Origin of the sequence: Corynebacterium sp. BF-R-2 (assembly GCF_024586525.1) — a bacterium.
Taxonomy (GTDB): Bacteria; Actinomycetota; Actinomycetes; order Mycobacteriales; family Mycobacteriaceae; genus Corynebacterium; species Corynebacterium singulare.
The window spans coordinates 132,802-158,276 of sequence record NZ_JAMFTP010000009.1 but is presented as its reverse complement, the minus strand read 5'-3'; the positions used below and the strand labels follow the sequence as shown (position 1 = coordinate 158,276).

General features: G+C 60.3%; 25 protein-coding genes. 10 read left to right on the top strand and 15 right to left on the bottom strand.

The window, feature by feature from the left end:
* Positions 1-375: 375 nt before the first annotated feature.
* Genes M5J09_RS08110 through M5J09_RS08100 form a run of 3 tightly spaced genes read right to left on the bottom strand, consistent with a single transcriptional unit; the run spans position 376 to position 2,533 of the window.
* Positions 376-1,362, bottom strand: coding sequence for a hypothetical protein (locus M5J09_RS08110; protein WP_257157527.1), 987 nt, complete (start codon positions 1,360-1,362; stop codon positions 376-378).
* Complete coding sequence (locus M5J09_RS08105) at positions 1,359-2,162, bottom strand: ATP-binding cassette domain-containing protein (protein WP_239181259.1); 804 nt, start codon at positions 2,160-2,162, stop codon at positions 1,359-1,361. Before M5J09_RS08105 ends, M5J09_RS08110 begins: the two co-directional genes overlap by 4 nt.
* The gene (locus M5J09_RS08100; protein ID WP_042532761.1) at positions 2,159-2,533 is read right to left on the bottom strand and encodes a GntR family transcriptional regulator; all 375 of its coding nucleotides are present in this window, start codon (positions 2,531-2,533) and stop codon (positions 2,159-2,161) included. The genes M5J09_RS08105 and M5J09_RS08100 overlap by 4 nt, the downstream gene beginning before the upstream one ends.
* Positions 2,534-2,759: 226 nt before the next feature.
* Here M5J09_RS08100 and M5J09_RS08095 point away from each other — a divergent pair, with 226 nt between their 5' ends.
* The gene (locus tag M5J09_RS08095) at positions 2,760-4,073 is read left to right on the top strand and encodes an NYN domain-containing protein (RefSeq protein ID WP_257157526.1); all 1,314 of its coding nucleotides are present in this window, start codon (positions 2,760-2,762) and stop codon (positions 4,071-4,073) included.
* A 164-nt stretch (positions 4,074-4,237) separates the two neighbouring features.
* On the opposite strand, the gene M5J09_RS08090 is transcribed toward M5J09_RS08095, so the two are convergent.
* Together M5J09_RS08090 and trxA are read right to left on the bottom strand one after the other, a co-directional pair.
* Positions 4,238-5,068 (bottom strand): PspA/IM30 family protein, encoded by an 831-nt coding sequence (locus tag M5J09_RS08090; RefSeq protein WP_257157525.1) that lies wholly within the window; start codon positions 5,066-5,068, stop codon positions 4,238-4,240.
* A gap of 156 nt (positions 5,069-5,224) precedes the next feature.
* Positions 5,225-5,608 carry a thioredoxin gene (gene trxA / locus M5J09_RS08085; protein ID WP_257157524.1) on the bottom strand — a complete coding sequence of 128 codons (384 nt, stop codon included), beginning with the start codon at positions 5,606-5,608 and terminating at the stop codon, positions 5,225-5,227.
* A gap of 143 nt (positions 5,609-5,751) precedes the next feature.
* Here trxA and M5J09_RS08080 point away from each other — a divergent pair, with 143 nt between their 5' ends.
* Genes M5J09_RS08080 through M5J09_RS08065 form a run of 4 tightly spaced genes read left to right on the top strand, consistent with a single transcriptional unit; the run spans position 5,752 to position 10,016 of the window.
* Positions 5,752-5,952, top strand: a complete 201-nt coding sequence (locus M5J09_RS08080; RefSeq protein WP_042532774.1) for a heavy-metal-associated domain-containing protein — start codon at positions 5,752-5,754, stop codon at positions 5,950-5,952.
* A gap of 5 nt (positions 5,953-5,957) precedes the next feature.
* A complete protein-coding gene (locus M5J09_RS08075) occupies positions 5,958-8,177 on the top strand; it encodes a cation-translocating P-type ATPase (protein ID WP_257157523.1) in 2,220 nt (739 codons plus the stop codon).
* Positions 8,178-8,188: 11 nt separating this feature from the next.
* The gene (locus M5J09_RS08070; RefSeq protein ID WP_257157522.1) at positions 8,189-9,523 is read left to right on the top strand and encodes an MFS transporter; all 1,335 of its coding nucleotides are present in this window, start codon (positions 8,189-8,191) and stop codon (positions 9,521-9,523) included.
* The gene (locus tag M5J09_RS08065; RefSeq protein WP_374982112.1) at positions 9,513-10,016 is read left to right on the top strand and encodes a VanZ family protein; all 504 of its coding nucleotides are present in this window, start codon (positions 9,513-9,515) and stop codon (positions 10,014-10,016) included. Before M5J09_RS08070 ends, M5J09_RS08065 begins: the two co-directional genes overlap by 11 nt.
* A 27-nt stretch (positions 10,017-10,043) precedes the next feature.
* On the opposite strand, the gene dnaB is transcribed toward M5J09_RS08065, so the two are convergent.
* The 8 genes from dnaB to M5J09_RS08025 all read right to left on the bottom strand — a co-directional run bounded on the left by dnaB (position 10,044) and on the right by M5J09_RS08025 (position 18,005).
* The gene (gene dnaB / locus M5J09_RS08060; RefSeq protein ID WP_042532782.1) at positions 10,044-11,483 is read right to left on the bottom strand and encodes a replicative DNA helicase; all 1,440 of its coding nucleotides are present in this window, start codon (positions 11,481-11,483) and stop codon (positions 10,044-10,046) included.
* A gap of 639 nt (positions 11,484-12,122) precedes the next feature.
* Positions 12,123-12,575: a 50S ribosomal protein L9 gene (rplI, locus tag M5J09_RS08055; RefSeq protein WP_239181254.1), complete on the bottom strand. Its 453-nt coding sequence runs from the start codon at positions 12,573-12,575 to the stop codon at positions 12,123-12,125.
* A 46-nt stretch (positions 12,576-12,621) separates the two neighbouring features.
* A complete protein-coding gene (locus tag M5J09_RS08050; protein ID WP_042532787.1) occupies positions 12,622-13,221 on the bottom strand; it encodes a single-stranded DNA-binding protein in 600 nt (199 codons plus the stop codon).
* Positions 13,222-13,283: 62 nt separating this feature from the next.
* Positions 13,284-13,574 carry a 30S ribosomal protein S6 gene (rpsF, locus tag M5J09_RS08045; RefSeq protein WP_257157521.1) on the bottom strand — a complete coding sequence of 97 codons (291 nt, stop codon included), beginning with the start codon at positions 13,572-13,574 and terminating at the stop codon, positions 13,284-13,286.
* A 138-nt stretch (positions 13,575-13,712) separates the two neighbouring features.
* The gene (locus tag M5J09_RS08040; RefSeq protein ID WP_042532791.1) at positions 13,713-13,904 is read right to left on the bottom strand and encodes a hypothetical protein; all 192 of its coding nucleotides are present in this window, start codon (positions 13,902-13,904) and stop codon (positions 13,713-13,715) included.
* Positions 13,901-15,304, bottom strand: a complete 1,404-nt coding sequence (locus M5J09_RS08035; RefSeq protein WP_257157520.1) for a glycosyltransferase 87 family protein — start codon at positions 15,302-15,304, stop codon at positions 13,901-13,903. The genes M5J09_RS08040 and M5J09_RS08035 overlap by 4 nt, the downstream gene beginning before the upstream one ends.
* A gap of 15 nt (positions 15,305-15,319) precedes the next feature.
* Positions 15,320-17,551 (bottom strand): transglycosylase domain-containing protein, encoded by a 2,232-nt coding sequence (locus M5J09_RS08030; protein ID WP_374982111.1) that lies wholly within the window; start codon positions 17,549-17,551, stop codon positions 15,320-15,322.
* A gap of 76 nt (positions 17,552-17,627) precedes the next feature.
* Positions 17,628-18,005, bottom strand: a complete 378-nt coding sequence (locus M5J09_RS08025; protein WP_236683985.1) for a DUF5318 family protein — start codon at positions 18,003-18,005, stop codon at positions 17,628-17,630.
* A gap of 197 nt (positions 18,006-18,202) precedes the next feature.
* Here M5J09_RS08025 and M5J09_RS08020 point away from each other — a divergent pair, with 197 nt between their 5' ends.
* From M5J09_RS08020 to M5J09_RS08010, 3 genes are all read left to right on the top strand, one after another.
* Positions 18,203-18,682: a MarR family winged helix-turn-helix transcriptional regulator gene (locus tag M5J09_RS08020; protein WP_042532799.1), complete on the top strand. Its 480-nt coding sequence runs from the start codon at positions 18,203-18,205 to the stop codon at positions 18,680-18,682.
* An 85-nt stretch (positions 18,683-18,767) separates the two neighbouring features.
* Positions 18,768-19,748 carry a universal stress protein gene (locus M5J09_RS08015; RefSeq protein ID WP_257157519.1) on the top strand — a complete coding sequence of 327 codons (981 nt, stop codon included), beginning with the start codon at positions 18,768-18,770 and terminating at the stop codon, positions 19,746-19,748.
* A gap of 22 nt (positions 19,749-19,770) precedes the next feature.
* The gene (locus M5J09_RS08010; RefSeq protein ID WP_257157518.1) at positions 19,771-20,247 is read left to right on the top strand and encodes a hypothetical protein; all 477 of its coding nucleotides are present in this window, start codon (positions 19,771-19,773) and stop codon (positions 20,245-20,247) included.
* On the opposite strand, the gene M5J09_RS08005 is transcribed toward M5J09_RS08010, so the two are convergent.
* Together M5J09_RS08005 and M5J09_RS08000 are read right to left on the bottom strand one after the other, a co-directional pair.
* Positions 20,210-21,160 (bottom strand): rhodanese-related sulfurtransferase, encoded by a 951-nt coding sequence (locus tag M5J09_RS08005; RefSeq protein ID WP_257157517.1) that lies wholly within the window; start codon positions 21,158-21,160, stop codon positions 20,210-20,212. The two genes, M5J09_RS08010 and M5J09_RS08005, sit on opposite strands and share 38 nt — an antisense overlap.
* 260 nt (positions 21,161-21,420) lie before the next feature.
* Positions 21,421-22,917: a DUF1846 domain-containing protein gene (locus tag M5J09_RS08000; RefSeq protein ID WP_257157516.1), complete on the bottom strand. Its 1,497-nt coding sequence runs from the start codon at positions 22,915-22,917 to the stop codon at positions 21,421-21,423.
* Between the two features lie 77 nt (positions 22,918-22,994).
* Here M5J09_RS08000 and M5J09_RS07995 point away from each other — a divergent pair, with 77 nt between their 5' ends.
* Complete coding sequence (locus tag M5J09_RS07995; RefSeq protein WP_257157515.1) at positions 22,995-23,810, top strand: Fpg/Nei family DNA glycosylase; 816 nt, start codon at positions 22,995-22,997, stop codon at positions 23,808-23,810.
* A gap of 10 nt (positions 23,811-23,820) precedes the next feature.
* Positions 23,821-25,392 carry a bifunctional ADP-dependent NAD(P)H-hydrate dehydratase/NAD(P)H-hydrate epimerase gene (locus tag M5J09_RS07990; protein ID WP_257157514.1) on the top strand — a complete coding sequence of 524 codons (1,572 nt, stop codon included), beginning with the start codon at positions 23,821-23,823 and terminating at the stop codon, positions 25,390-25,392.
* The last annotated feature ends 83 nt before the right edge of the window (positions 25,393-25,475 follow it).

Sequence of the window (25,475 nt, the reverse complement as noted above, 5' to 3'; positions counted from 1 at the left end):
TGAAAAAGCGCCATCCGGCATACACCAACCATGCCGCACATACGACACGACACAGCCAGAACAATAAAAACCAACCAACACAAAAAAGTACATTGGCACACTATTGAGTTCTCACACATCATCACCACACAGTCATGCGGAACATCTTTCGATGAAACGCAGCACTGCGAGTAAAGAAAATTTTGTTTGTCAGGGCCTGTTTTCCTACCGCCACTCTTCAAGAACTTTCGTTCCTGTGGGGCGCTGTCGGTCGCGCTGACTCGTATAAAGTTACACACGGCCTCCATAAAACACAAACATGCACTTCATTGAAGGTTTTTAGCCTCTCAAGAAGTGCACGTCATTGGCTTTATAGCGCTTGTCTGCGAGCAGTTTCTAGCTCGCGCCAAACCACCCCATGAGCCCCGGGCTGAAGACGTTGGCACGCTTTGCCATTCGGGGATAGGTCAGTGCCCACGCAAGGTAGATGATCACCATTCCGGCGACCGCCCACTCCATTGGAATCGTGGAATTGATGAGCAAGGTGAGAAATATGGCCGCAATGAGTGCTGCAAGGACAACCGTGTAGTGCCAGGTCTGTTTATCGGTAATGGCAAGACTCAGGAGGAGTGAGGTTGTCGCGAGAAGCACGACGGTGAATCCTGCAAGATTTCCAGTCACTACAGCGGTTATCAGGTCAGCCACCGCCGCTAAGCCCACTGGAATCACGGTGCACAGCAGGGTGGTTTTAGCCCAGGCAGCGCGGGGCAGCCCGAAGGTCACTGCATCTTTCAAGGAACTTCGCACTGAGTCCATTAGGATCGGTACGACAATCAAGGTGACGATGGTACCCACGATTCCCACGTTTTTGCCCCACAGTTGGATAATCGCAACAGTCGCCGCAATAGCGAGGAAGGCGCCGAACGCCACCCACATCCATGCGCGGGCTTGCGGGCGCAGAATGATCTGAGAAGCCGGGGAAGCGGAGAACAGGCCGGTTGAAGAATCACCATCGCTGCCAGCGATGAGTGATTTCGCCGTCAAACGCGATGGTTCAAACTGCTTCACCATGCAGACTATCCATGCCAACACCGGGGCAATGAGTACCCACCAGGGAAACGCAAAAGGTGCACTGACAAGAATGAGCACAAGCGCTAAAGAAGCATTGATTCTCCGATGCCCATTCCACACGCGTGTACTGAGACCAAAAGTGAGGTAACGCGAGAAGTCAGGTTGGGAAAGGTAAAGCATGAGGGGCATAAAGAGTGAATAGCCGATGGCCCAGCCAGTTCCGCGGTCCTGCCCCAGAAACGGCAAGACGATAATCCATATTGCGTAGATTGCACTGAATGTCGAGAGCGCCATGTGTCTATAGAGCTTCATCGCGTCTCCCCCAATGCCAGTACTGCCTGTTCAAGGGAAACCTCAGAAGCACGCAGGCCCATCTCCTGTGCCATGTCGAAGACGTTGGCGGAGTGGTTGGGTCGGGCGTCGACAAGCGCGCGGTCCGCTACCGCAGAGCTTTCGCGCTCGAGCACCGGGAGTTGCAGGCGCCCCAAGGCGCGATCGAGGTTCTCGGCGGGGCCGGTGAGCTGGACGACGCCCTCGATGAACTCATCAATCGGACCAGACAGAGGGCTCTCCCCCATCAGGGCCACCGTGTCGAGAAGACCGGACAATTCGTTGAGGTGGTGGGTGGAGACAATAATGGTGCGCCCGTGCTCTTCGCGCAGCACATCGTAGAAGATTTCCCGTTTAGCGGCATCTAGGCCAAGGTAAGGCTCATCGAGAAGCATGATCGGCACCCCCGATGCCACCGCAACGATGAAGCTAGCCGCCGACTTCTGCCCCCGGGACAGGCCCGAGTAGTTCTTCATGGGCAGCTCAAAGCGCTCGACCAGCTCTTCGGCGCGCTCTTTATTCCAGGTGGGCCACCGCAGACTGGACACGGTGAAGACCTTCTTCATGTTCCAACCTTCGGGCAGGGGGTTATCAATGCCCATGAGCACAACTTTGTTGAGCACCTTCTCATTGTCGAAGGGCTTCTCACCGTCAACCGTGATACCGGAACCACCCAGTTGACCGGCAATTTTGCGCAACAGAGTGGTCTTACCAATGCCATTGGGGCCGACAAGCCCGTGGGTGAGGCCGTCGCTGAATGTGAAATCTGGGGTCTTAATCATGAGTAGAGTCCTCGGCTTTCTGCGACTAAGTCGATGAGGTCGTGGAGTTGCTGGCGGGTATAGCCCAGGTGCACGGCTTCGTCGATAAGCGGGGCGGCGTATTCGGCCGCAAAGTCCTGGCGGCGGCGTGCACGAATAAGTTCGGCCGCGCCAAAGGTGACGAACATTCCGATGCCTCGGCGTTTTTCGAGGATCCCGAGATCCGCGAGGAGGGTGAGGCCCTTGCGGGCGGTGGCTGGGTTGATGCTGTGGAAAGCGGCGAGCTCATTCGTGGACGGCGCCTGGGCACCTTCAGCGAGAGTGCCGTCAATGATGGCGTCCTCGATAAGCACCGCTATCTGGCGAAAGAGGGGCTGCGCGGAATTGTCCATGCACGCCTCCTAGTTGGTTGGTTACTCATGTAACTAACCATATAACCAACCCTATATCGCCTGCAAGAGTCTCTCCCAACACCAGCTTGACCTGCGAATTTCCTTAAGGTTATCGACGTTTTGTGACCAATGGGGCACACTGGAACCCACTAGCCTTAGGCTGGGGACCACACGAATGTGACCATAGAAAAATTAGTTAGAAACAATAGAACGGAATTTAGGAGCCATGCTTGAGCGAACACTTGTTTTCGTTGACACGTCATACCTACTCGCTAGTTTTTATAACTCCTGGGAGACCGGCGCTCGGGCCCAACTAGAGATTGATTTGCCCGAGGTTGTTAGTTCCCTCGGCTGCATGATTGAAAACCAGGTGGGCAACCGTATTCACCGTCAGTACTGGTACGACGGAATCCCCGATACCGGCCCCCACCGCTACCAGCGCGCGCTACGCGTGTGCGATGGTGTGCAACTGCGCACCGGCCAGCTCATCGAATGGGGGGAACGCCGCACGCAGAAGGCCGTGGATACCCGCCTCGTCGCGGACATGATTGTCTCCGCAATGAAGGGTCAGGTCACCGACTTTGTCTTGGTCTCCGGTGACGCTGACATGATTCCCGGCGTCCAGGAGGCCGTCAACAACGGCGTACGCGTGCACCTCTACGGCTTCGGATGGGATTCCATGTCCTCGGCCCTTCGCCACGCCTGTGACTCCACGACCATCCTCGACCCGCGCGAGGACTTCGCCGACGCCATGGAACTCGAAGTCCTCGAGGGGCCACTGCCGCCGACAATCCGTGAGCCGCGCGAGTCCGACGAGGAGTCCGATTCTGACGCGGTGCTTGGCGACGTCCCCGCCGACCAACCCTCCGCCCCCACCGACAGCACCACGAACGGTGAGGACCACGAGCCTGAAGAGCCAACGGAAGCCCAAGCCGCCTTCCCTTCGGCGCCGAAGCCTGGTCCCTCCACTCCTTCCGCTGCGGCCCCCGCCGCACCAGACGCTGCGACCGCCGAGGCGCCCATCGACGAGGATGAGCCCATTCTTTCCGGCCGTCGCTCGCCCGCCGCCGCGGCGTCCACGGAGGACTCCAGCGACGCGGACGACGTCACCAACAAGGATTCTTCCGGGGCCAAGCCCGCGGATGCACAGGCCTCAGATAAGAATGCGGCGCCGAAGCTGGCACCCAAGCCCTCTGCACCAAAGCCTTCCATGATGGCCCCGCGCCGTAAGCTGCGCTCGAAGTATGTCCCGCTACCTGAAGAGGTCTGGAGCTCCGCCGGCTTCCAATCGCCCTTCGACGTTGGTCAGCAGTACGCCTCCTGGTGGTTCGATAACGCGGCCAGCGCCGATCAGCGCGACCAAGCCCACCTCCTCTCCGGCGGCGGCCTGCCCCCAGAGATCGACCGCCCACTGTTGCAGTTCGCCTGCGAAACGCTTCATGAGTACACCCTGACCGAGACCCAGCGCGTGAATCTTCGTGATGGTTTCCACTCCGGCATCCGTGGCGTGCTCATTAACATCCGCCGCCAAGACGGCTAACGCGCGCCAGTACCCGCAGCGTGCCGAGAAGCCACACCGGCACGCTGCTGCCTGACACCTCACGAGGAGCACACTAAAGGGACCTTCTAAGGCTTGTCGCTATCCGCGACCTGGGATTATCTTAATCCCGCGCCCTGGAAGGTCCCTGTAGTGTGGTCCCTCTGCTACTTCCTGTCGGGACCCTCTGCCCCTTCTACGTCCTCGGTGGCGTCGGTTTCGCCATCGGAACCAGCTTCAATAGCGTCCGCGGGCTTATCGCCAGCACCGGACTCTAGCTCCTTGTCCTTGGCCATCTCGGCACGAATCTCATCGAGGCGAGAGGTCGCGGCCATATCGTGGCCTGCGGCAGTAATCTCCTGAATGCGATCCCCGCCTGAGGCTTGGTGCAGCTCCTGGGCGCCGAGAGCGTCAGCGTAGCGCTTTTCAATCTTGGCGCGCACGCCATCCAACGTCGGCGTGGAATCGTCAGGCTTCAACTCATTCATGGAGTCGAGAGCCTCAGCGTTTTTCTCCTGCATCGCAGCCTGGTCAGCCTGAGCCAGCAGTTGGTCTACCTGTGCCAGCTGCTCCTTGAGGCGTGCCTCTGACTGCTGCTGCTGAGCCTTGGCCTGCTCAGCGGCCTGGGTAGCGGCCTCGTGCTGGGCCTTCACGCCCTCGAGCTCCTGCTCCACGGCGACGAGCTGGCTTGCTACAACCTCAGCAGCCTGGTTGTACTCGGACGCGACCTGCGGGTCCTCGGCCTTCTCCGCCAGTTCCAATGCCCGGCGCGTCTGATCCTGGCAGTCCTTCTGGTTCTTCACCAGGCGGTTGAGCTGCATCTCCAGCTGGGACTTACGGCCGACGATCTCCGCAGCATGCTCGGAAATCTGGCGGTGCTGCTCCTTGGCACCTTCCACCGCCTGCTGGATTTGGACCTTCGGGTCGGCATTCTCATCAATCTTCTGATCGAAAGATGCCATCACATACTTCCAGCCCTTGCTGAATGGATTAGCCATTGCGCTTACTCCTTCATGCTTGCTGCGGCCAGGTGTGCTGCCGCGGTTGTTGAATGCAGTCTTCTTAATCTTTGATGTCACGCTCAATAAAAAAAGGCGCTTTCCTGCGAGTGTAGCGATACTCACAGGAAAGCGCGCGGAGGGAGTAAAAGGAATTTACTCCGTCGGGCCAGACTGCTCGCCCTGCTGGTTTTCCACCTGGGCGCGAACCTCGTCCATGTCGAGGGCCTTGACCTGGGTGATGAGGTCCTCCAATGCTGCCGGCGGAAGTGCACCTGCCTCACGGAAGACCATGATGCCATCACGGAAGACCATCAGGGTCGGGATGGACTGAATCTGCAGCTTGGCTGCAAACTCCTGATTAGCTTCAGTATCGAGCTTGGCAAAGGTGGCGTCCGGGTGCTCTTCGGAGGCCTTCTCAAAGATCGGGCCGAAGCGCTTGCAGGGACCGCACCATTCCGCCCACGCATCAACAAGCGTGATGCCTTCGCCTTCAATGAGCTCCTTGAACTTGTCCTCAGTAATGTCGATCGTTGCCATTGGTCAATCTCCCTATCAGTTCGGGTTCATTCTTAGGTTCTTCTCCCCACAACGGTACACAACACCGTTCTATTCCTTGCGCGTATACCCTAGGGGGGTATATGCTCGGCTTAAGAACATCCGCAACAGAAGGGAAAACCATCATGGCCACCAAGAACTACACCGTTACCGGCATGACCTGTGGTCACTGCGAAATGTCAGTCAAGGAAGAGGTCGGCGAGATCGCCGGCGTCACCGAGGTCACTGCTGACCACGCTACCGGCGCTGTCAGCGTCAGTGGCGAGGGCTTCACTGACGAGCAGGTTGCTGCCGCTATCGCCGAAGCCGGCTACGAGCTGGCCTAACTATCATGACTAACGTCCTCCAGCCCGCCGCCCCCCTAGCCCACCTCGACCTCGGCGTTACCGGGATGACATGCACCTCATGCTCCTCCCGCGTCGAGCGCAAGCTCAACAAGGTTGAAGGCGTTGAGGCCACGGTCAACTTCGCCACGGAATCCGCGTCGGTGAGCTATGACCCCGCAACCACCACGCCCAGCGACCTCATCGAGGTTGTTGAAGGCGCAGGATACGGGGCCTTCACCATGGGCGGTGAGGGCGAGGCAGATTCGACGCCCACCACGACGGAATCCGCCCGTGATGCCGAAGCCGCCGACCTGCTGCAGCGCACGCTCGTCTCCGGGGTGTTGTCAGTGCCGCTCATGGTGCTGTCCATGGTCCCGGCCCTGCAATTCCAGCATTGGCAGTGGGCGTGCCTGGTGCTCGCGACCATCGTCTACATCTTCGGCGGCGCGCCCTTCCACCGGGCCACCTGGGCCAACCTCAAGCACGGTGCGGCCACGATGGACACGCTCATCACCTTGGGCACCACTGCCGCGTATGCTTGGTCACTCTATGCCCTTTTCCTGGGCAAAGCCGGCATGCCCGGCATGACCATGCACATGACGCTGCGCTCCAACAACGCCCAAATGGACCACATCTACCTCGAGTCCGTAGGCATGGTCATCACCTTCCTACTCCTCGGACGGTGGTTTGAGGTCAAGGCAAAGGGACGTTCCTCCGAGGCTTTAACCACCTTGCTCACCATGGGGGCGAAAGACGCCACGGTTCTGCGGGGAGAGTCCGAACAACGCATCCCTGCCTCTGACCTGCGCGTGGGCGACATCATCGTGGTTCGCCCTGGTGAGAAGATCGCCTCGGATGGTGTCGTCACCGCTGGGCACTCCGCAGTTGATGAATCTTTGCTCACTGGCGAATCTCTCCCCGTTGAGGTCTCCCCGGGCAGCCGCGTTACAGGCGCGACCATCAACGCCTCCGGCCGCCTCGAAGTGCGCGCCACGCGCGTCGGTTCAGATACCGTCTTGGCCCAGATGGGCAAGCTCGTCACCGATGCCCAGGCGTCAAAAGCCCCCATCCAGCGCTTGGCCGATCGCATCGCGAGTGTCTTCGTCCCCATCGTCATCGGTATCGCGCTGCTGACCCTCATTGCGCACCTCTTCGTCGGTGGCGTGGCTCCAGCGTTCGTCGCCGCCGTTGCCGTGCTTATTATTGCCTGCCCCTGCGCCATGGGCTTGGCGACGCCCACCGCGATCCTCGTCGGCACGGGCCGCGGCGCCGAGATGGGCATCCTCATCAAGGGTCCAGAAATCCTGGAATCAACCCGGCAAATCGACACCATCGTGCTAGACAAGACCGGCACGATTACCGAAGGCCGTATGTCTGTCACGGACGTGACACCCGTGAGTGGACCGCACGCCGAGCCCCGCAGCGAGGATGAACTCTTGCGCCTCGCCGCGGCCGTAGAGAAGGGCTCCAAGCACCCCATCGCCCGCGCCATCGTTGGCGCCTACGAGGGCGAGTTACCCGCCGCGGAAGCCTATGAGGAACTCCCCGGCCAGGGCATCGAAGCGACTATCGACGGCTCCCGGGTTCGCGTAGGCCGTCCCCCTGCCGGCTACGAGGGCACGGGCACCCAGGTCGGTGTCTATGTCGACGGTGACCTAGCCGGCACCATCGAACTGCATGACCGCATCAAGGATTCCTCCATTTCCGCTATTGTCCGCCTGAAAGAGCTGGGACTCGAGCCCTACCTCCTCACCGGTGACAACGCCAATGCTGCTCAGGCCGTTGCTCGCGAGGTCGGTATCGCGGAACCAGACGTTCAGGCAGAGGTCATGCCGGAAGACAAGGTCGATGCCGTCAAGCGCCTTCAGGCCGAGGGGAAGGTTGTGGCCATGGTGGGCGACGGCGTCAACGATGCCGCCGCACTTGCACAGGCCGACCTCGGCATTGCCATGGGTGCCGGCGCGGACGTGGCCATCGAAGCGTCCGATATCACCGTGATGAACAACGACTTAAGTTCCGTGGCTGATTCTGTGCGCCTTGCTCGCCGCACGCTGCGCATCATCAAGAGCAATCTTTTCTGGGCTTTTGCCTATAATATTATTCTCATCCCGGTTGCGGCCTTCGGCCTGCTCAACCCCCTTCTCGCCGGGTTGGCCATGGCTTTGAGCTCCGTATTCGTTGTCACGAATTCACTTCGCCTAAAAAGCTTTACCTCTTCGGAGTAGCATAACGGTGCATGAATCGTCTTGATCATCACACTATCTCCCGCACGGAACGCCTTGACCGGCTTCCAGTTACTCCCAAGCACAAACGTCTCCTCTTCGGCTCCGGCATTGGCTGGGCGCTCGATGCCATGGATGTGGGCCTCATCTCCTTCATCATGGCAGCCCTCGCCGTGCACTGGGGTATCACGCCCACCGAGTCCTCCTGGCTCGCCTCTGTCGGCTTCATCGGCATGGCGTTGGGCGCCACGTTCGGTGGCTTGTTGGCCGATAAGTTTGGCCGCCGCCACATCTTTGCCCTGACATTGCTGGTCTACGGACTGGCAACGGGCGCATCGGCCTTGGCGACTGGGCTGACGATTCTCATTGTCCTACGCTTCTTCATCGGACTCGGGCTTGGTGCGGAGCTTCCCGTGGCCTCGACCCTCATCTCTGAGTTCGCGCCCCTCAAGGTGCGCGGGCGCATGGTCGTCTTGCTCGAAGCCTTCTGGGCCTTGGGCTGGATTCTTGCGGCTGTTATCGGAACGTTTGTCGTGGGGGCGTCGGAAAGCGGCTGGCGCTGGGCATTAGCCCTCGGCATGGTGCCGGCCGTGTACGCTCTGTTCGTGCGGCTCAAGCTTCCCGAGTCCGTGCGCTTCCTAGAATCTCAGGGGCTCCACGAGGAGGCCGAGGAGATCGTCGCTTCCTTTGAAGCCGAGGTAGATGACGCCGACATCGACCGCACGACGCCCCCACCGACGTACTCCGAAGAAGACGTCACCGCCACCAGCATCTGGTCAAAGAGTCTGCGCGGCCGCACACTGGCGCTGTGGACCATCTGGTTCTGCGTCAACCTGTCGTACTACGGCGCCTTCATCTGGATTCCGTCTCTGCTTGTTGCTGACGGCTTCTCCCTGGTGAAATCCTTCAGCTTCACGCTCATCATCACGCTGGCACAGCTGCCTGGCTACGCCGCGGCTGCCTGGCTCATTGAGGTGTGGGGGCGCCGCAGCACACTGGCTACCTTCCTCGTGGGCTCCGCCTTGTCCGCGGGTCTCTACGGCTTCGCCGGCAGCGAGGCCATGATCATTCTGGCCGGCTGCCTGCTGTCCTTCTTCAATTTGGGCGCATGGGGCGCGCTCTACGCCATCGGTCCAGAGCTCTACCCCACCGCACTGCGTGGACGCGGCACCGGTGCCGCCGCTGGTTTCGGCCGGCTCGCCTCCATCCTCGCCCCGCTCATTGTCCCTCCTCTTATTGCTGCGGCAGGTACCGGCTGGCTCTTCGTGCTCTTCGCCGCGGCCTTCGCCATAGCGGCAATCGCAGCGCTCAGCCTCCCCGAACTTCGAGGCAAGGCCCTTGCTCAATAAAGTATCTCTCGCCGCATGGATAGCGGTGATGGTCGCTCTCACCACGCTCAAGCCCTTCTACCAGATCGGCTACCTGTGGAAGCCGGAAAACCAGCGCGTAAGGGACCTGCGGCTGGTACCGCTCGACGAATTTTCAGGCGGCACCTGGTTTGGCCCGCTCTTTGAATACGCGGGCAATACCGCCTTCTTCATTCCCTTCGGCATGCTGGTCTTTGCCCTGTGCCGGTCGTTGCCTAAGACGGCCGCGTGGGGCTTCGCTCTGAGCCTAGCGCTCGAAACTACGCAGTATGCCTTCGCGCTCGGGCGCACGGATATTGATGATCTCATCTTCAATACCCTGGGCGCACTCATCGGAGCAGTCTTTGCGCGCCTTAGTGGCGAGCGTTTCTTCCCGCTGTGGCGATGGCTGGCGCTGGCCGCAGCTGCGGTTTTCTTGGTGCTGGTGATTCTTGGCCCACGGTTGGGTGACCCCAACGCGGTGGTGGACCTCTAAACCGGAGCCGGTTTTCCCGTTCTCTCCCTAGCCGTGCGCCATGTTGACGAACTTGGAGTAATGCAGCTGGTGGGCCACCTTGACCGTGTCGATCGGACCACCACGGTGCTTGGCCAAAATAATGTCCGCTTCGCCAGCGCGGGGATCATCGCGGTCCTGTGAGTCTGGGCGGTAGAGCAGCATAACCATATCGGCGTCCTGCTCCAGCGAACCAGACTCACGCAGATCCGCCAACTGGGGCTTCTTGTCTGTACGGGATTCCGGACCACGGTTTAGCTGCGAGATAGCAATCAGCGGAACCTCAAGTTCCTTGGCCAGCAGCTTAAGCTGGCGCGAGAACTCCGAGACCTCCTGCTGACGAGACTCCACCTTCTTGCCCGAGGACATCAGCTGCATATAGTCCAAAACAATGAGGTCGAGGCCATGCTGCTGCTTCAGGCGGCGCGCCTTGGAACGAATTTCCATCATGGTGAGGTTCGGGGAATCATCAATGAACAGGGGCGCGTCTTGGATGCGGTTGAGGGTGTCATCAATCTTGGCCCAATCCTCCGTGGAGACACGCCCACCACGCATATCGGAAAGTTTGACCTCCGCCTCCGCCGAGAGCAGGCGCATAACGATCTCCGAGGCGGACATCTCAAGGGAGAACACGACGGAGGTCTTATTGTGTTGCAAGGACGCCGAGCGCATAAAGTCCATGGCTAGGGTGGACTTACCCACACCCGGACGCGCCGCCACAATGATCATCTGGCCCGCGCGCAGACCGTTAGTGAGGTTATCCAAGTCAATGAACCCGGTGGGAACGCCGGCTTCCACGCCATTTTGTTGGAGGGCAGCAAGCTCATCGATCGTGGGGTCAATAAGATCAGTCAGCGAGCGATAGTCCTCAGTAGTTTTCTTCTGTGCCACCGCGAAGACCTCTTGCTGGGCGCGGTCCAGAACCGATTCAATCTCGAGGTCCTCGGAGCCTTCAAAACCGAGCTGAACAACGCGCGTACCGGCATCAACAAGCTTGCGCAGCACGGCCTTTTCCGCCACGATTTCCGCGTAATACCGTGCGTTAGCTGCGGTAGGAACCGTGGCAAGCAGGGTGTGAAGGTACGGCGCGCCGCCGACGCGCTCCAAGTTGTTGTAGCGGTCCAGGCGGGAGGCCACGATAACCGCGTCAATATCCGTACCGCCGGCATACAGGTCAATCATCGCCTGATAGATGAGCGTGTGGGCTGGGTAGTAGAAGTCCTCGGGCTCAAGCTCCTCAATGACTTCCATCACCGTATTCGGGCTGAGCAGCATCGCGCCCAAGACGCCCTGCTCTGCCTCACGGTCTGCTGGTGGTTGGCGGAATTCTCCATAGCGCTTCGGTTCCTCGGGGCGTGAGTGGCCGCGGCGATAGGAGCGGCGCGATTCATCCTCGGAGGGCTCCGGCGGCAGTGGTACAGAGTCATCGTCGAAACTGGCGTTAGTCATTTCTCATCAACCCCCGGGGTGCTCGTATTTGCCTACACGTGTCCCGCCCGCTATCTCCCTCCCGAAACCTTGTGGCACGTTGGCTGGATCCGGAGAGAAGGCGTAGCAGCGAAGTACACAACAGTCTAGCCGAGGCCTCGGACACTCCCCCTTGGGCATAACTTCCAGATTTATCCACAGGAGGTTGTGGAATTACCAGCTCAGGCGACTTGGGTCTCCGGAAGGCCAAGGTCAGGGCTGTGGATAACTTATACCTGCCGTGACCTGCATAGATAATAACCGCAGGTCAAAGCTAGTTTTTTGCGGTGTGAAAAAGTGCACAGATTCGGTGGAAAAGTACGACTATTCGCGCTAAATCGCAGCTACCAGCAGGTTAACAACGACCCGTGTGAGTAAACTCATCGTAAACTAGCCGAAGAGTTATCCACAGAATTTCACAGTTATCCACATCTCTGCACAGTACCGGTGGCTCGGCTGCTGGACTGGGAAAACAGCGAAAGGCCGTGCCCTCTCCACCACCTCACATAGTGGGAGAAACACGGCCTTTACGCCTTGCTGTTGTCAGTGGGTCATGTCTGCGTCCTACTGCCACGCCTCACACGTGGGAAGGACGGAGTTGACCGTCGTGCGCCTTAGTTCTTAGGCAGCAACGACCGAGAAGTTCACCTTGCCGAGAACATCAGCGTGCAGCTTGAGCTCGACTTGGTAGTTGCCGGTCTTCTTGACCAGGCCCTTGGGCAGCACAACGATGCGCTTGTCCAGCTTCGGGCCGCCAGCGGCGGCAACGGCGTTAACAATGTCCTCAGCGGACACGGAGCCGAAGAGCTTGCCGGACTCGGAGGTCTTCACGGGGACCTTAACGTCCTTGAGCTCCTCCAGCTGGGTGCGGACCTCGCGTGCGTGATCCAGGTCGCGGATCTCGCGAGCTTCCTGAGCACGCTTGATGCCCTCGATCTGCTTCTCAGCACCGCGGGTGGCAACAATAGCCAGGCCGCGCGGAAGCAGGTAGTTACGTCCGTAGCCGTCCTTAACCTCAACAATTTCGCCAGGGGCGCCGAGGTTCTCAACGGCAGCGGTGAGGATCAGCTTCATGATCCCTGCCTTTCAATTGAGTTAAATGAATACTTGCGTGACAGTCTTAGAACGGGGGTTCTGCATCCGCACCGTCATAGCTTCCTGCTTGGGGTGCCGAATTCCACGGATCGTTGCTTGGAGCCGACTGCTGCTGAGACTGCTGCGGGGCAGAAGACTGGGATTGGTTTCCAGAGAAACCACCCTGGTTGCTGCCACCACCGTAGTTGTTGCCGCCGCCGAAATTGCCGCCGCCTTGCTGCTGGCCGCCGCCGTAGTTGCCACCATTGCCGCCGTTGCCGGACTTGCGGGTGACCTGTGCGGATGCGTAGCGCAGGGACGGACCTACCTCATCGACCTCAATCTCAAAGACGGTGCGGTTATCGCCCTCACGGGTCTGGTATGACCGCTGGCGCAGACGGCCAGTGACAATAACACGCATGCCCTTGGTCAGGGTCTCCGCAACGTTTTCTGCAGCTTGACGCCACACGTTGCAGGTGAGGAACATGGCCTCGCCGTCCTCCCACTGAGAGGTCTGCTGGTTATAGCGACGCGGGGTGGAGGCAACGCGGAAGTTTGCTACTGCGGCACCCGACGGGGTGAAGCGCAGTTCCGGATCAGCAACAATGTTGCCGACAACCGTAATGTTGGTATCTCCCTGAGCCATGTCTTTACTCCTTAATATCGGTTACGTGGATTCGTGTAGAAATGCTCGAAACCCAGTATCCGCTATTTGCTGTCGGTGCGCAGAACCTTGGTACGCAGAATGGAGTCGTTCAGGTTCAGGCGACGGTCGAGCTCGAGTACCGACTCGGACTCGCACTCCAGGTCTACGACGACGTAGATGCCTTCTTCCTTCTTGCTGATCGGGTAGGCAAGACGGCGCTTGCCCCACACGTCAACCTTGTCGACTTTGCCGCCATCCTTGCGGATGACTTCGAGGAACTTATCCAGGGACGGGGTTACGGTGCGCTCATCCTGATTCGGATCCAGAATGATCATGACTTCGTAGTGACGCACGGACCTCATCACCTCCTATGGTCTAGTAATTGGTATCGGCCATATCACCTTTGCGGATATGGCAGGAGGGTCTGTTGCGTCAAGCAACCCCCACACAGTACCGCACTGACCGGCGGAAAAGAAATCACTCCCCAGCTTTTACATGCCGTTGGTCGTCGCCGCAAAGAAAATAGCGGTACTCGCCGGAATGACAGTGAGAAATAGGAGGGCCAGCAACCCAAGAACGAGAGGCCACATGCGGTTCTCAGTACGCTGAAAAAGATAGTAGGCCGTGCTTACGCACAAGAATCCCAGGAAAATCGACACGATGCCGACAATCGTGATGATCATGTGCTGAACCCTCCGGCAAGGGGATCGCGCCCACCGTGCGCCGCACGAACCTTGTCCTCGGTCTTGCCCCACATCTGACGGATGACGAGCACACCAATAGCGATGATGAAGGCATCGCGCGTCATGACAGCAATGTCAAGCATCTCATGCGGCAGGGCCTTGTTTTCAGATCCGAGCATGTGCCACATGAGGATGGGCCAGACGAGGGCGTCGGCAAGCGCCCAGCTCAGTATGAGACGCCAACGAGGCAGGGCCAACACCGCCGGCACCACAAGCCACAGGGAGTACTGCGGCGACCACACCTTGTTGAAGATGAGGAACGCCATAATGATGAGGTAGACCAGCTCAGCCACACGGGGAGTGCGCGGCGCCTTCAGCCCCAGAACCGCAATGGCTGCACAGGAGACGAGGAATGCCACCAACGAGAACGTGTTCAGGAACTCCGGCGAGAAGTCCACCCCCGTGATCCGGTTGATGAGCGCATAAATCGTGGTCCATTCCGCACCGCGCTCCCGGTTAAGGCGGAAGAATTCGCGCCACGCCTCCGGGTACTTCAACGCCACCGGAAGGTTGACGACGACCCACGTGACAATCGTGGAGACAAACATCGTGACAAACGGTGCCCAACGCTTGTTCCGCATGGCGAGGACCAAGAAAGCCCCAAGAATGAAGAGGGGCCACAGCTTAAACGCCGTACCCAATCCAATGAGGACACCGGCAAGCAGATTCTTGCGCTTGGTCACTGCAAGGAGAGCGCCCACCATGAACGCCACGGAAGGAATGTCCCAGTTGGTAAACGCATGGATGACAACGAGCGGGCTGGCCGCCACGAGGATGGTATCCCACGCACGGTTGCCAGTGAGCTGAAAAACCATGACAACAACGCCGACCCACATGAGGGCCATGAAGAACGCGGTCAATCCGAAGTACCAGCTGACATCCGCTATGCCAATCCACTCAACAGCAGCATAGGTGTTGCGCGCTAGCCACCCCATGGCACCCTGGAACAGGCCCGCGAGCACGGGATACTCCATGTAGCGCGTCAGATCACCTTCCACCCATGAGTAGGCATAGGGAAAGCCCGGCTCATCCAAGCCACGCCCACCGTAGAGCGGCACAATGTCGTTGTAGCAAAAGGAAGTGTACTGGCGGTTGCCGTCCCAGTTGAGGCTGATGACGCCGTCGTCACCACGACGACTTCCCGCACAGGTGGCCTTGCTCATGAAACCGAAGGCCAAGAATGTCCATGCCAAGGTGATGATGACGCGCAGCGGCGTCCACCAGCCAGCGTTTCCGGACCGGGCAAAACGGCCCGTACGGCCGCCCAGAGCGTTGACCGCGCCGCGCGTCACCGACTCGGAGGAGAGGGGAACAAGCTGTTGAGTTGTCTGCTGACTCACTGGGGAATCTGTCTCCTATTGGCCGAGAAGTTGGTTAAGGCCATCATCAATCAACTGATCGATCGACGGGGAATTCGGCTGCTCCGGCTGTGCCGGCATCTCGGGTTGGTCCGGCTGCTCCGGCTGCGCCGGAACATTATCGGGGCCGCCGTCCTGCCCCTCGCCCTCATGGACTTCGCCCTCGTTGCCCTCGCCGCCTTCCGCAGTCTCCCCTCCCGGAGCGACCGGAGTCTGCTGCCAGGTCTGGGTCTGGCTCGGGTCGTAGGTATAGCCAGAACCCCAGCTGCCGACGCCGTAGTTGATGGGATAAGCCTGCGGGAAGGCCTGCTGCTCGACGTCAGCAAGCGAGGTGTCCAAGATGGACTTCCAGATCTTCGTCGGCGAGTTGGAGCCGTACATGATGCCGCCCCACTGATTAAAGATTGCGGAGGTGTTGTCGGCCGTGCCTACCCACACTGCTGTAGCCAGCTGCGGCGTGGAACCGACCATCCACGCATCCTTGTTCTGGCCCGTATCGCCCAGCTGCGTCGTACCAGTCTTGGAGGCAGACGGGCGTCCGCCAGCTAGCGCACCATTGGACCATGCGGCAATTGGCTGCATCGCGGAGATCACGTTGTTGGCCACGTTGGCGGAGACACGGCGTTCACCGCCGTCGGTCGGGTTCTCGTAGAGGACTTCGCCGGCATCGTTTTCTACCTTTTCCACGAAGTGCGGCTGATGCCATATGCCTTGGTTGGTCAAGGTGGCCATTGCCGTCGCCATATCGAGCGGACGCGACTGGTACTGGCCCAGCACGATGCCCTCGTACGGCGTTCCACCATTTTCAGTGAGGGTCTTTTCAATCCCCGGAAGACTGCGCGGCACGCCCAACGCATGCGCCATATCCGCGGTGTCCTGCGTCTTGTTTTCCAAGTCATCCTGGAGGCGCAGGAAGGACGTGTTATAAGAATTCTTCATTGCCTCAGCGATGGAGCAGCTACCGCAGCCGGCACCCACGTCGTTGGTCACGAGCTGCGATCCAGGCAGCTGGTAGGGCGCCGAGGAGTAGTAAGTATCGAGGCTAATGCCCTGCTGGAGAGCTGCGGCCAAGGTCATGATCTTGAAGGTAGAACCGGTCTGCAGTGGGGAGTTGGCATAATCCCAACCGCTGGAGTCATCACCGCCGTAGTAGCCGCGCACCGCACCCGTTGCTGGATCAATTGTGACGGCAGCCGCGCGGGCATCATCCTGCAGCTGAGCCAGTTCTGCGTGGGCAGCATCCGTCGATGCATTCTGAACGGTCATGTCGATGGTGGTCGTCACCTTGAGACCGCCGGTAGCCAGTTGATCCTCGGTGATACCGACACGGGACAGCTCATCAATCACTTGGTTCTTGATGTGGCCGTAAGCACCCGGCGCTTCGGTGTAGGCGGAGTACTCGGACGGGTCACGGGTCTCCGGGAATTTCAGCTGCTCACGCTCGGCTGCGTCCAGATCCCCCATCTCAACCAGGCCATCCATGACATAATCCCACCGTGCCTGGGAGCGGCCCTCATCCACCCAGGGATCGAGAACAGACGGCGACTGGATGACTCCAGCCAGCAGGGCGCCTTCCTCCATGGTGAGATCCTTGGCGTCCTTATTGAAGTACGCGTTGGAGGCTGCTTCAATGCCATACGCGTTACGACCAAAGTAAACGGTGTTGAGGTAGGCGTTGAGGATTTCCTCCTTGGACCATTCATTCGTCATCTTGATCGAGTAGATGAGCTCGCGAATCTTACGAACATAGGAGTACTCGTCACCCACCAGGGTGTTCTTCACGTACTGCTGAGTGATGGTGGAACCACCGCCAGCGCTGGCATCACCGGTGAGCTTGCCCAATACAGCGCGGCCGAGACCCGTGAAGGAGAAGCCGGAGTTCGTCCAGAACTCACGATCCTCCGCAGCCAGAACCGAATCCTCGACATAGTCGGGGATCTCCTCCAAGGTGACCTGACGGCGGTTACCCTCCGGCGGCACGAGCTTGGCCAGCTGTGATTCACCATCGCGGGCGACGATGGTGGAAATCTGGCTGGGCTGCAACTCTTCGGAGTCGGGGACGTCATACTGCGTATAGGCATAGCCAAAAAGTGCGGCGGGGATAGCCACGACAATAAGCAGAACAACCAGCACAATCCATGGCCAGCGGCGCTTAGTGTGCTTTTTCCTCGCCGGCTTTCGTGTCTTTTGACTGCCGTGCTTGCTCCGAGACGTTTCCTTTTCGGTCACTGATCCGTGTCCTCATCAATCCTGTACAGAAACTGTAAATACATGCAGCTTACCGGCGTGAACTGGGAAGCCAAAACTACTCTAAAGCATAGACCGTGGCTGCTCGTAGAAGATGATTCCAGCGGCACGCCGGGCACACTTCCACCGTATGGACGGTAAATTCCAACCCCTCGCCCGCGAGTTCAGCTATCTCCGACTCGCTTCGCGCGCTCCCGGCGCGGCGACCCAAGGACTCGCCATATACCCAGCGTGTAAGCCGCATCTGGCTCTCGCAGATGGGGCAGGGCTTGTGCATATCGACGCCGTGGTGCTCTGCAGCGGCGCGGAGGAGGAAATCGGCGTCGCACAACTCCTCACGGCTCATCCGTCCCGCGCGGAGGTCACGCAGATGCTGCGCGCGCTCCCATTCATAGGAGACCTCGTTGCGATACGCCACGGGTGAATTCGCTGCCACCTGTCCTGCCTCCTTTGCTGTTATCGACGCAGAATGTACCCAACCTACTTTAGTAGGGGCTGTGACAACGATCTATGCCCCTCGATCTCACTGTTCTACGGGCTCCGTCCCCACGGTGGGCAGTTCACGCTGCAAAAACTAAATTTTTCAGCAAGCTAACTACCATTGTGACGCGCAACTCGCTAAACTTATTTTCCATGAGTGAAGAAAATAGTGAGTCCCCCGTTTCTTACGAGGATGCCCTTGAGGTCGCCCGCCAAATTCAGCCCGCGCTCAACAAGCTCATGCTGATTTTCCAGCGCACCACTGAGGGCACATCCCTAACCACGTCCCAAGTGTCCATCATGAACCAGCTCCGCATGCGCGGCCCCTCCCGTGTGAGCACCATCGCGCAAGCTGAGTTGATTCGCATGCCCACCGCCTCCAATGCTCTGTACCAATTGGAGCGACACGGTTTTGTGGAGCGCCACCGCGATGAAAAGGACCGCCGTGGTGTCCTCGTTGCTCTGACGCAACTCGGTGAGGCCGAGTTGACCATAGTCTCCCGCCAGCGTGCAGCCGCTTTGGCGGAGATTCTGCGCTGGCTCGAACCCGAGGACATCCAGGACGCTGACTCCCTGGTGAATCTCATATCCAAACTGGCCGATGTGTACCGCCCTATCATGGAAGGCAAATAGACCATAGATTATGGCCATATTCAGATTTTCTTTTTATGGCCGCCGGGGTCGATAATGGATAAAACTACCCCGAAACTTGTACTGAATGGCTAAGAAATCTTCACGCCCCGCGGAGGGGCAGACAACCTCAGAGGATCCTCTCGATCCGATCCGCATCCTCGTGTCGTGGAGCCCTAGCTCTGCAGGCACCGAGGCTATCGATTTTGCCGCGTGGATCGCACGGTCCACACCGGTACAGATTCGCGTTGTCTCAACCATTTCGCAGCCGCTGACCGTCACCTCCTTGAGCAAACTCAACGGCTCCTACAAGAAGTGGTTTAAAAAGGAGCGCGCCGTCTGCGAGGAAGCTGTCCGCGACGTACTGGTTGCCGCGGGCGTCCACAAATCTCAATTGGATAAGAACGTCTCCGTTCTCGTAGCTGGGCCCTCCCGCCCGCAGCTTCTGGAGGAGATGGCGCAAGATTTTGGTGCCCATGTCATCTTGCTCGGCGCGAATCAGTCCGCACCGAAGGGCCGTTTCTTCTCTGGCTCCACTGCGGATGCCCTCCTCCATTACTCTCCGCTTCCCCTGGGGTTGAGCCCCCGCAGCGTCAAACTGTCCAAGCATGGCGTAACCCGCATCAACTTTGCCTTTACAGACCGCGGCTGCCACGAAGACTCCGCACTCCTCCACGCCGCCTGCATGGCGCAGCGCGGCGGCTTGCCTCTGCGCGTGCTGGCGTTTTCACCCGAGGGGCTTCTCGACGTCCCCCTGGACTACTCCCCTACCTTCCCCACCGACGCCCCCAATTGGCACGAGCATTCCTTGTCCTTGTTGGACCGCGCCCATGACCTCGTTGCGAAGCACTACCCCGACCTTGAGGTCACCACAGCGATTGGCAACGGCAATGGCTGGGCCGGCGCAGTGGATTCACTCAAGTGGAAGAAGGGCGATCTCCTCTGCCTAGGTTCTGCCCCGATGGGCCCCATCGCCCGCGTCTTCATCGGCAGCACCGCCACCGAACTTCTTCCCCATGTGCGCGTACCGGTTCTCGTGTGCCCCACGGATCCGGAGACTGCCGCCTGAGCCACGCGTTAGACTGCACACCATGGCAGCTGAGCATCCTGAAAACGATCTGACCTCGGACGCGGACTACGCTAACCTGCGCCGCCCCGAACCCCAGAGCTTCGACGAGCTTGCCGACGCCCCCGATCCCCTCGCCGTCGCCGAAGCCAACCGCCGCTCCACCCGCCAAGCCGTGTGGTTCATGGTGGCCATCCTCGCCGGTTCAGCACTCTACGCGTTGATCCTTGCCGGCATTTTTAAGCTCACTGGCTCCACCGATGACTGCATCCCCGCGGGCTACGCCTCGTGGCTGTGCACGAAGACGCAGCGCACCGTCTTCTCCACCACCACGTTGATCATCCCCTTCGCGGGCTTAATCGGCTGCGCGCTCATTATGGTGCGCAAGCTCAAGTCTTATGTGCGCTGGCGCGGCTGGATGGCCATCTTCTGGGTGATGGCCGGCAACTTCATGCTGTGGGGAATCAACGATATTCAGATCCTTCTGGCTCCTGAGCTCTAGCCCGCGCTACCTCGGCGCAGTCCGCACGCCCACAGTGCTGGGTTTCAATGTGCTGGATGCAGTCATCACAGATGAGTACTTGCTGGCGGCACGTGTCTTCGTTGATGCAGTTGTGAAAGGTGTTCGTCGCCTTCCCGCAGTGCACGCAGTGCCCCAGCTGGATGAAGCCAGGATCGTCGAGGCCTTGGCCGAACTCGTGGTGCATGCGCTTGTCAAAGACATACATCGAGCCTTCCCACAGGCCGTCGTTACCGTACTTTTCGCCGTAGCGGACAATGCCGCCGTCAATTTGGTAGACCTCATTAAAACCGCGGTTCTTCATCAGCGAGGACAGAATCTCGCAGCGAATACCGCCGGTGCAATAGGACACCACCGGCTTGTCCTTCATCCAGTCATACTTGCCGGATTCGAGCTCGGCGATGAAATCGTGGGTGGTCTTTACGTCTGGGACGACGGCGTTTTTAAACTTGCCGATTTCGGCCTCCATGGCATTGCGCCCATCGAAGAAGACGACCTCCTCGCCGCGTTCTTCCACAAGCTTGTTGACCTCTTCTGGCTTGAGGTGCACGCCGCCTCCGACGACGCCATTCTCATCCACCTTGAGCTCGCCCGGCGCGCCGAAGGCCACGATTTCATCGCGGACCTTGACCGACAGGCGCGGGAAGTCATCCGCCCCGCCCTCGGACCACTTGAACTGCATCTTTTTAAAGCCCGGGTACTCGCGGGTCTCGCGCACATAGCGCTTGCAGGCATCCATGTCACCGCCGACGGTGCCGTTGATGCCGTGCTCCGAGATGAGGATGCGGCCCTTGAGCCCCAGTTTCTCGCACAAGGAGCGCTGCCACAGCATGATCGCGGTGGGATCCTCGATGGGAGTGAAGCAGTAGTAGAGGAGAATCTTGCCAATAGTCACGCCCGCAAGTTTAGGCCCCGCTAAGAGCAAAGCCACAATCTTCCGGGCTTGACGCGGCGGCTGAGCGGCAGTTCTCGGAGCCACTTCCACGCCGATTCAACCCAGATCCCCAGACCTGGGACCCGCAACTCCCTGGTGGGCGGTGAGGCGTCGGCAAGCGCTTGGCGACGCCCACCTGCAAGTATGGGGCTCCAGGTCTGGGGAAATGCGCAGCATAGCCTCGCGGGGCAAGGCTATGCGGGGCAGGGCCCCCAAGGGGCTTAGCGCTTCTGGTACAGCGCGCTCTTGCGGGCGAAGACCGGGTCGGAGGTCACGAGCACTCCGAGGTTGCGGAAGATGCCCTCGTCCACAGAGCCCAGGATGGTGGTGGTGTGCACGTCACAGCCCTCCAGCTCCTTGAGCGCGTCGAGGGCTCGGCGTGCGTTCTCATCCTTCGCTGCCGATACCGACAGGGCGATGAGAACCTCGTCGGTGTGCAGGCGCGGGTTCAGCGAACCCAGGTGCTTGGTCTTGAGCGTCTGAATCGGCTCGATGGACTCCGGCGAGAGCAAGTGCAACTCATCGTCGATGCCTGCTAGGTGCTTCAGCGCGTTGAGCAGGGTCGCAGCAGAGCAACCCAACAGAGCGGAGGTGCGGCCGGTGATGATGGTGCCGTCGTGAAGCTGCAGAGCTGAGGCCGGCCCCTCAGTCTCCGCAGCCTTGGCACGCGCCGGTTCCACGACCGGACGGTCGGTGGCCTTGATGCCGGCCTTTGCCATGATCACTGCCGCGCGCTCGGACTGCGTGTTGTCCAGGCCATTGCGCGCCTCCTCCACCAATGTCTTGAAGTAGCGGCGGATGATCTCCTGGCGGGAGGCCTCGCGGCAGACCTCGTCATCGGTGATGCAGAAGCCCGCCATATTGACGCCCATGTCCGTCGGGGACTGGTACGGCACCGTGCCGGTGAGGCACTCCAACAGGGACTTGAGCAGCGGGAAAGCCTCGACGTCGCGGTTGTAGTTCACCGTGGACTCACCGTGGGCGGAGAGGTGGAAGTGGTCGATGACATTCGCATCGTTGAGGTCCACCGTGGCGGCCTCGTAGGCCAGATTGACCGGGTGGTTCAGCGGCAAATTCCAAATGGGGAAGGTCTCAAACTTGGCGTAGCCCGCCTGCACACCACGCAGGTTTTCGTGGTACACCTGCGACAATGCCGTGGCCAGCTTGCCCGAGCCCGGCCCCGGAGCGGTGACCACAACGAGATCACGGGAGGTCTCCACGTAGTCGTTCTTGCCCAGTCCGTCTTCGGAGACGATGAGGTCAATGTTGGAGGGGTAGCCAGGGATGATGCGGTGGCGAGCTACGGTGAGACCGAGGCGCTCCAGGCGCTCAATGAAGGCCTCCGCTTGGCTGTTACCGTCCTCCAGCTGGGTCATGACGATGTTGTTGACAAGGAAGCCGCGGTCCCGGAAGACATCGACAAGCCGCAGCACGTCGTCTTCATAGAGAATACCCAGGTCACCACGGATCTTTTGGCGCTCGATGTCCTTCGCATTGATGCACACGAGGATTTCCACGTCATCCTTGATGCGCTCCAGCATCGCAATCTTGTTATCCGGGGTGAAGCCGGGGAGCACGCGGGAGGCATGCATATCATCAAAAAGCTTGCCACCCATTTCGAGGTAGAGCTTCCCGCCGATGTCTTTGCGTCGAGCGTTAATGTGCTCCGACTGCAGTTGAATGTATTTTTCACGGTCAAAACCGAGTGCGCGCCCCATAATATTTAGGCCCTTCCGTTCAACGGGTAGTACCCGGAAAGTCTACAGCAGCACTGCCCCCGCGTAGACTTCGAGACATGCCTGAGGGACATGTCATTCACCGTCTTGCCCGCACACTCAATGCGGACTTCCGCGACGCACCACTCGCCGTGAGCAGCCCCCAAGGCAGGTTCGCTACGGAAGCCGCGCTTGTCGACGGCTCCTCCCTCACCCTCGCCGAAGCCTTTGGCAAGCACCTCTTTCTCCACTTCGACGCCGCGGATCCACGCCACGTCATCTACATCCACTTGGGCCTCATTGGCTCGCTGCGCTTCGAACCCTCGGCGGATGTGTGGGGCCAGATTCGGCTTCGCCTGGATAACGGGAGCACCGCTGCCAACCTGCGCGGCCCGCAGTTCTGCACGCTCATCACGGAAGAGGAGTACCAGGCCAAGGTGGCGAAAGTGGGGCAGGATCCTCTGCGTGAGGATGCCGACTCGAATGCTCTGTGGGCCCGTGTCCATGCCTCACGACGCAGCATCGGCGCTCAGCTTATGGACCAAGGACTGTTCGCCGGTGTGGGAAATATCTATCGCGCGGAGGCGCTCTTCCGTCAGGAGCTCTCTCCCTTTATCCCCGGCAACCAGCTGGACCGCGCAGAGTTCGACGCCATCTGGTCTGACCTGGTGGAACTTATGGACTACGGCGTGGAGCACGGACGCATCGACACCGTCCGGGATGCCCACACCCCGGAGGCCATGGGCCGCGAGCCGCGCAAAGATGATCACGGCGGCGAGGTCTACGTCTACCGGCGCGCCGGGCAGCCCTGCCACGTGTGCGGTACGGAAATCCAGGAGAAGGTCATGCAGGGCCGCAACCTCTTCTGGTGCCCCACCTGCCAACCCGCGCGCTAGGGTGTGAATTATGCGCCCTGCCTACACCGTTACCACTGTTCGTGCTGCTGAAGAGCGGCTTCTAGCCCAGCAATCGGAGCCGGATCAGCTCATGCGGCTCGCCGCCGCGGCCGTGGCGGAGGCAGCCGAAACCATGCTGGCCGCCCGCCCCGGCGCGGTGCTTATCCTGGCCGGCTCGGGCGGCAACGGCGGCGATGGCCTCTACGCCGGTGCGGAACTGGCTTCTCGTGGCGTCACGGTCCACGCGCTGGTTCCGCAGCGCTGCCACGAGGCCGCGCGAAGTGCGTTCCTCGCTGCGGGTGGCACGGTCCTTCCTTCCGATGCCGCTCTGCCGACAGGCACCGCACTGCTTATCGACGCCATCGCCGGCCTCGGCTCCGCCCGCGGCCTCTCCGGCGCAGCCTTGTCCTTCTACCACCAGGCCACCGCTACTGGAACCGCAGTCTTGGCCGTTGACATGCCCACCGGCATCGACGCCGAGAGCGGCGTTGCTGCCACGGATGCCGTCGAGACAGATGTCACCGTCACCTTCGGTTTTCCCCGCCTGGGCCACGCGCTGGCCACTGAGTGCGGACAGGTCGTGGTTTCCGATCTCTTCCTGCCCGGCGCGCCTTCCTTCGCAGAAACCCTCGCGGAACTCGACGAACCCGCAGGCTACATCGCCCACGAGCCCACCCTTTCCTCCCCCTGGGAGTGGCAACCGGGTGAACTCGATCTTCCTGGTGGGCGTGCAACCCGCCCCTGGCCGGTCGGCTGCACCGGTCCCATTACAGATCCCACGCCCGGCGCGCGCTCTGATAAGTATTCCGGCGGCGTCGTCGCCCTGGCCGCCGGCAGCGACACCTATCCCGGCGCGGGCGTCCTCTGCGCCACCGCGGCGGTGCGTGCCACGCCGTCGATGGTGCGCTTCATCGGTGACAACACCATTACCTCGCTTCTCCCCGAGCTGGTCTGCCACCCAGACGTCCCCTCCTCCGGGCGCGCCCAGGCGTGGGTCGTGGGTCCCGGCCGCGGCACCGATTCGGCGGCGGCCACCGAACTGCGAAAGGTACTGGCACAAGGCCTGCCCACCGTTATCGATGCCGACGCCCTCACGCTCCTGGCCACAAACACCTCACTGCGCCAGCTCGTGGCCGCGCACCCGCTCACCATCCTCACCCCGCATGAAGGCGAGTTCACCCGCCTGTACGAGGCCGCCTTCTCAGCTGCGCCGTCCGCCGCGTGGGGTGACGCCCTGCACCGGCTTGCTGAGGAATTGAACAGCATCATCCTGCTCAAAGGCCGCCTGACCCGCGTCACCGCTCCGGGCCAGCCGATCTATTCCTGCAACGCCGGCCATTCTTTTGCCGCGACCCCTGGCTCCGGCGACGTGCTCTCCGGCATCCTCGGCGCGGTCATCGCCCAGCTGTCTGCCGACGCTCCCGACGAGGTCATCACCGAGGTTCTCCATGCCGGGGCCATCCACGCGCACGCGGCGGCCATCGCGGCCGAAACCCCCGACGGCCTCGCCCCCTGTTCTGCCTCCCAGATCGCCGCAGCCATCCCGCAGGCCATCGCGCGGCTCCTCAATGCGGAACGCTAGCGCGCTGAAAAGTACGTTTCGATCAAATAGAGTCCGAAACACTTAGAGATCTAAGCCCCTATTTGATCGATCCGTAGTCCGAA

What these genes read in the sequence shown, in the direction of transcription:
- M5J09_RS08040 (WP_042532791.1), bottom strand. Translation starts at nt 13,904, where the DNA reads ATGATCATCACGATTGTCGGCATCGTGTCGATTTTCCTGGGATTCTTG.
- M5J09_RS08090 (WP_257157525.1), bottom strand. Translation starts at nt 5,068, where the DNA reads ATGGCTAATCCATTCAGCAAGGGCTGGAAGTATGTGATGGCATCTTTC.
- M5J09_RS08050 (WP_042532787.1), bottom strand. Translation starts at nt 13,221, where the DNA reads ATGGCTCAGGGAGATACCAACATTACGGTTGTCGGCAACATTGTTGCT.
- M5J09_RS08015 (WP_257157519.1), top strand. Translation starts at nt 18,768, where the DNA reads ATGGCTAAGAAATCTTCACGCCCCGCGGAGGGGCAGACAACCTCAGAG.
- M5J09_RS08020 (WP_042532799.1), top strand. Translation starts at nt 18,203, where the DNA reads ATGAGTGAAGAAAATAGTGAGTCCCCCGTTTCTTACGAGGATGCCCTT.
- rplI (WP_239181254.1), bottom strand. Translation starts at nt 12,575, where the DNA reads ATGAAGCTGATCCTCACCGCTGCCGTTGAGAACCTCGGCGCCCCTGGC.
- trxA (WP_257157524.1), bottom strand. Translation starts at nt 5,608, where the DNA reads ATGGCAACGATCGACATTACTGAGGACAAGTTCAAGGAGCTCATTGAA.
- M5J09_RS08095 (WP_257157526.1), top strand. Translation starts at nt 2,760, where the DNA reads ATGCTTGAGCGAACACTTGTTTTCGTTGACACGTCATACCTACTCGCT.
- M5J09_RS08010 (WP_257157518.1), top strand. Translation starts at nt 19,771, where the DNA reads ATGGCAGCTGAGCATCCTGAAAACGATCTGACCTCGGACGCGGACTAC.
- M5J09_RS08110 (WP_257157527.1), bottom strand. Translation starts at nt 1,362, where the DNA reads ATGAAGCTCTATAGACACATGGCGCTCTCGACATTCAGTGCAATCTAC.
- dnaB (WP_042532782.1), bottom strand. Translation starts at nt 11,483, where the DNA reads ATGACTAACGCCAGTTTCGACGATGACTCTGTACCACTGCCGCCGGAG.
- M5J09_RS08070 (WP_257157522.1), top strand. Translation starts at nt 8,189, where the DNA reads ATGAATCGTCTTGATCATCACACTATCTCCCGCACGGAACGCCTTGAC.
- M5J09_RS08075 (WP_257157523.1), top strand. Translation starts at nt 5,958, where the DNA reads ATGACTAACGTCCTCCAGCCCGCCGCCCCCCTAGCCCACCTCGACCTC.
- M5J09_RS08105 (WP_239181259.1), bottom strand. Translation starts at nt 2,162, where the DNA reads ATGATTAAGACCCCAGATTTCACATTCAGCGACGGCCTCACCCACGGG.
- M5J09_RS08100 (WP_042532761.1), bottom strand. Translation starts at nt 2,533, where the DNA reads ATGGACAATTCCGCGCAGCCCCTCTTTCGCCAGATAGCGGTGCTTATC.
- M5J09_RS07995 (WP_257157515.1), top strand. Translation starts at nt 22,995, where the DNA reads ATGCCTGAGGGACATGTCATTCACCGTCTTGCCCGCACACTCAATGCG.
- M5J09_RS08000 (WP_257157516.1), bottom strand. Translation starts at nt 22,917, where the DNA reads ATGGGGCGCGCACTCGGTTTTGACCGTGAAAAATACATTCAACTGCAG.
- M5J09_RS07990 (WP_257157514.1), top strand. Translation starts at nt 23,821, where the DNA reads ATGCGCCCTGCCTACACCGTTACCACTGTTCGTGCTGCTGAAGAGCGG.
- M5J09_RS08080 (WP_042532774.1), top strand. Translation starts at nt 5,752, where the DNA reads ATGGCCACCAAGAACTACACCGTTACCGGCATGACCTGTGGTCACTGC.